This window comes from Sphingomonas sp. Leaf38, assembly GCF_001421825.1.
Classification (GTDB): domain Bacteria; phylum Pseudomonadota; class Alphaproteobacteria; order Sphingomonadales; family Sphingomonadaceae; genus Sphingomonas.
Window position 1 is genome coordinate 105497 of the sequence record NZ_LMLD01000004.1, and the last position, 4667, is coordinate 110163.

At 67.7% G+C, this 4667-nt stretch carries 6 protein-coding genes; all 6 read left to right on the forward strand.

The window, feature by feature from the left end; translation table 11 throughout:
* The coding region (locus tag ASE88_RS00695) for an acyl-CoA thioesterase (RefSeq protein WP_156356845.1) at positions 1–344 on the forward strand (344 nt) is incomplete at its 5' end.
* Positions 341–1033: a protein TolQ gene (gene tolQ / locus ASE88_RS00700; RefSeq protein WP_056474212.1), complete on the forward strand. Its 693-nt coding sequence runs from the start codon at positions 341–343 to the stop codon at positions 1031–1033. The genes ASE88_RS00695 and tolQ, both read left to right, overlap by 4 nt.
* Before the next feature lies 1 nt (position 1034).
* A complete protein-coding gene (tolR, locus tag ASE88_RS00705) occupies positions 1035–1472 on the forward strand; it encodes a protein TolR (protein WP_056474215.1) in 438 nt (145 codons plus the stop codon).
* 13 nt (positions 1473–1485) lie between these two features.
* Complete coding sequence (locus tag ASE88_RS00710) at positions 1486–2559, forward strand: hypothetical protein (RefSeq protein ID WP_056474218.1); 1074 nt, start codon at positions 1486–1488, stop codon at positions 2557–2559.
* A gap of 11 nt (positions 2560–2570) precedes the next feature.
* A complete protein-coding gene (tolB, locus tag ASE88_RS00715; RefSeq protein ID WP_056474221.1) occupies positions 2571–3980 on the forward strand; it encodes a Tol-Pal system beta propeller repeat protein TolB in 1410 nt (469 codons plus the stop codon).
* A gap of 52 nt (positions 3981–4032) precedes the next feature.
* A complete protein-coding gene (gene pal / locus ASE88_RS00720; protein ID WP_056412750.1) occupies positions 4033–4560 on the forward strand; it encodes a peptidoglycan-associated lipoprotein Pal in 528 nt (175 codons plus the stop codon).
* Positions 4561–4667: the final 107 nt, after the last annotated feature.

The window sequence follows — 4667 nt, forward strand, 5'->3', positions numbered from 1 at the left end:
ATTACCTGCGCTACATGGAGCGCGCGCGCTCGGACATGCTGCGGCTCGGCGGGATCGACCAGCGGGCGACGTTCGAGGCGGGCGAGGGATCCTATGCGATCGTGAGCATGGCGATCCGTTACGCGGCGCCGGCCCGGCTCGACGACGCGTTGATCGTCGTCTCGCGGATGACGCAAGTGCGTGCGGCCGGGGTCGCCATTCATCAAAGAGTCATGCGCGACGGGCTTGTCTTGGCCGAGGCGGACGTGGTGGCGGCATTGGTCGCTCCCAACGGCCGCCCGCGCCGCCAGCCGCGCGCCTGGATCGATATCTACGAACGCCTTGTCTGGCAGGGGGAAGCATGAATCCGGTGTTGACTATGGATAGCGCGACGCTGTCGCCGATCCACTTGTTCCTCCAGGCAGACTGGGTGGTGAAGGGCGTGATGATCGGGCTGCTGCTCGCCAGCATATGGACCTGGGCGCTGATCGTCGCGTTCTGGCGGCGGATCGGCAAGACGCGCAAGAACATGACCCGGTTCGAGCGCGATTTCTGGAAAGCCGAGGATATCGACGTCTTCTACAAGGCGGAGGGCGAAAGCGAGCTGCCGTCGGCGCGCGTGTTCGCCGCCGGTGTGACCGAGTGGCGGCGTTCGACCGCGGGCGGCACGATCGACAAGAGCGGCACGCGCGAGCGGCTGGCGACGACGATGGGTGCCGCGGTCGCGGGCGAGATCGACAAGCTGTCGGACCGGCTTAACGTGCTCGCGACGGTCGGATCGGTCGCGCCGTTCGTCGGGCTGTTCGGCACGGTGTGGGGGATCATGCGCAGCTTCACCAGCATCGCCGCCGCGCAGAACACGTCGCTGGCGGTGGTCGCGCCGGGCATCGCGGAGGCGCTGTTCGCGACCGCGATCGGCCTGTTCGCGGCCATCCCTGCGGTGATCGCGTACAACCGGTTCAGCCACGGCATCAACCGGATCGAGGCGAGCCTCAACCGGTTCGCCGACGGCTTCCACACGACTCTGAGCCGCCAGCTGGACGGGTCGCGCTAAGGTGGCGATGAACCTTCCTTCGTCGCGCGGGCGTGGGCGGCGCGCGCCGATGGCGGATATCAACGTCACGCCTTTGGTCGACGTGATGCTGGTGCTGCTGATCATCTTCATGGTGACCGCGCCGCTGATGACCGCGGGCGTGCCGGTGAACCTGCCCGACGCGCGCGCCAAGGCGCTCGACCAGGAACAGAAGCCCGTCGAAATCTCGATGGACGAAACCGGCGCGCTGTTCATCGACAAGGATCAGGTCACCGACGCCGCGCTGCCGATCCGGCTCGCATCGATCGCCGCCAGCCGCGCGGTCGGCGACGAGCCGCAGGTGTTGCTGCGCGCGGATCGCAAGCTCGATTACGGCCGCGTGATGCGCGTGATGGGCGAACTCAACCGCGCCGGGCTGAACCGGGTCGCGCTGGTGACCGTCGAGGGTAATCAGAACTGATGGCGTTCGGCTGATGGATCGCACGGAGAAGATCGGTCTAGGCGTCGCGCTGGTCGGGCATGTCGTGCTGTTCGGCCTGTTGTCGGTCGGGTTTCTCGATGCGCCCGAACCGCCGAAAATCCAGCAGCAGCCGATCGACGTGAGCCTCGTGCCCGACGTCGCGCTGGAGGCGACCGCGCCGCAATCGACCGAGGCGCCCGCGCAGTCGATCGCGCCGGACGAGGGCGCGCCCGAGGATGCCGCGCCGCCGGCGCCGCAGGAGGCCGAGCCCGAGCCGACGCCCGATCCCGTGCCACCGGCGCCGCAGACGAAGCCCGCGCCACCCAAGCCTGCACCCAAGCCGCAGCCGGCCCCGGAACCCGCGCCAAAGCCGCAGCCCAAACCCAAGCCTGCGCCACCAAAGCCCGCCGCGAAGCCAGCACCTGTCGCCAAGCCTGTCGTGAAGCCGCAGCCCAAGCCTGCGAAAGCGCAGCCCACCAAGTCTGCGCCCGCGAAGGCTGCACCGGCGAAGTCCGCACCGACGAAATCGTCGGCGTCCAAGCCGTCGACCGCCAAGTCGTCGGACTCCAAATCTTCGGCCAAATCTTCGTCGGCATCGGCCAAGCCCGCCAAACCGTCCTCGACCAAGGGCAGTGGCTCGACCGCGGAGGCCAAGGCGTCGCGGCCACGCGGTTCGCGGCTCGGCGACAATTTCTTGAAGGGGCTCTCGGCCGATCCGTCGCCGAGCAAGTCGGAAGCGCCCAAGGCCGCCAAGCTCGGCGTGCAGGCGGCGGCGAACATCGGTTCGGCGATCCTGCGGCAGGTGCAGCCCTGCGCCAACCGCCAGGTCACGCCGGGGCCTGGCGCCGAGCGGATCCGCGTCACGATCAACCTGAAGCTCAACCGCGACGGCACGCTGAAATCGCGGCCGACGATCAGCGGCCATGCCGGCGTCGACGACGACAACCGCCGCTATGTCGACCGAGTCGACGATCTGGCGATCGCGACCTTTGTCGGGTGCTCGCCGCTGCGCGGTTTGCCCGACGACCTGTACGACGTGCAGAATGGCTGGAGCAATTTCAGCCTGCGCTACAAACTTCCCGGCTGAGGATGTCCGTTATGACTCGATCGATTCTCTCGTCCGCCGCCGTGATGGCGTTCGTGTTCAGTGGGACGGCCATGGCACAGGACGCGCCCGCCCCTGCGCCCGCTCCACAACAGGCCCCCGCCGACCCGGCCGCACCCGCACCAGCCGGCGACCAGTCCGGCGGACTCGTTGTCGACGTGACCGGCGGCATCTCCGCCCCGATGCCGATCGCGATCCCCGTGATGCCGACCGCCGCGGTGGTCTCGACGCCGGCGGGCTCGACCGACGTGCTCGGCCGCCAGCTGGCCGAGATCGTCACCAACGATCTGCGCAATTCGGGCCTGTTCACGCCGCTCTCGCCCGGCCAGCTGCGCCCGATCACCTTCCCCGAAGTCACCGCGCCGGGGTTTGATTATTGGGGCAGCACGGGCGCGCAGGCGCTGGTGCAGGGCTTCATCCGCGCGACCGGCGACGGCAATCTGACGGTCGGCTGCTATCTCTACGACGTCTCGTCCAAGGCCGAACTGACGCGCACCGGGTTCGTCGTGTCGCCATCCGACTGGCGTCGCGCAGGCCATAAATGCGCCGACATGGTCTATACCCGCCTCACCGGCGAGGGCGCGTATTTCGACAGCCGCGTCGTATATGTCTCTGAAACCGGACCCAAGGGACGCCGGATCAAGCGGCTCGCGATCATGGACCAGGACGGCGCCAACCATCGCTTCCTGACCAACGGCCAGTCGATCGTGCTGACGCCGCGCTTCGCGCCGAACCAGCAGTCGATCGTCTATATGAGCTATCTCAACAATCGCCCGGCGATCTATGTCTACGATATCGGCTCGGGCAAGCAGCGGCTGGTCGTGGCGAACGCCAACCTGACGTTTGCGCCGCGCTTCTCGCCCGACGGCCGCAACATCCTGTTCTCGATGGCGCAGGGCGGCAACACCGACGTGTACCGCGTGTCGTCGCAGGGCGGCACGCCGCAGCGGCTGACCAATTCGCCCGGCATCGATACCGGCGGCAGCTATTCGCCCGACGGCAGCCGAATCGTGTTCGAGAGCGATCGCTCGGGCGGGCAGCAGATCTACGTGATGAACGCCGACGGCTCGAACCAGCAGCGGATCAGCTTCGGCGGCGGGCGCTATGCGACGCCGGTGTGGAGCCCGCGCGGCGATCTGATCGCGTTCACCAAGCTCGGCGGCGGCTTCCGGATCGGCATCATGAGCCCGAGCGGCGGCGGCGAGAAATTGCTGACCAACGACTGGCAGGACGAGGGGCCGAGCTGGTCGCCGAACGGTCGCGTGATCAACTTCTATCGCTCGGGACGCGGCAGCGGCGGCAAGGCGGACCTCTGGTCGGTCGACCTGACGGGCGTCAACGAGCGCAAGATCCCGACGCCGCTCGACGGCTCGGATCCGGCATGGGGCCCGCTGCGGCCCTAAACCTGCTATGGGGGCATAACGGGGAAACGTGATTTTCTACGGGAGACTATCTATGTCGAAGCTTTCCAACATCTTGCTCGCGTGCACCGCGCTGATCGCCGTGTCCGGCTGTGCCAAGAAGCGTCCCGCGGTGCTGCCGCCTGCACCGGTCGACAATAGCGGTTCGGTCGATCCCAATGCGGGCATGAACAACGGCAATGTCGGCGGCGCGATCGTGCCGGGCTCGGATGCCGACTTCCAGCGCTCGGTCAGCTCGAACACGGTGAACTTCGCGCTCGACATGTACGATATCGATCCGACCGCGCGCGCGATCCTCGACAGCCAGGCGCAGTGGCTCGCCAAGTTCCCGAACCAGCGCATCACGATCGAAGGCCATGCCGACGAGCGCGGCACGCGCGAATATAATCTCGCGCTCGGCGATCGTCGCGCGAACGCGACGAAGAACTATCTGGCGGCGCGGGGCGTGTCGTCGTCGCGTATGACGACGATCAGCTATGGCAAGGAGCGCCCGGTGGCGATGGGCTCGGACGACCAGAGCTGGGCGGCGAACCGTCGCGCGGTCACGGTGGTGTTGAACTAACCGTCTACCCCTCTCCCTTCAGGGGAGAGGGAAGGAGGAGCCGCAGGCGACGGGAGGGTGAGGGCACGCCCGTTGGTGAGCGTGGGCCCCCCCCCCCCCCCCCCCCC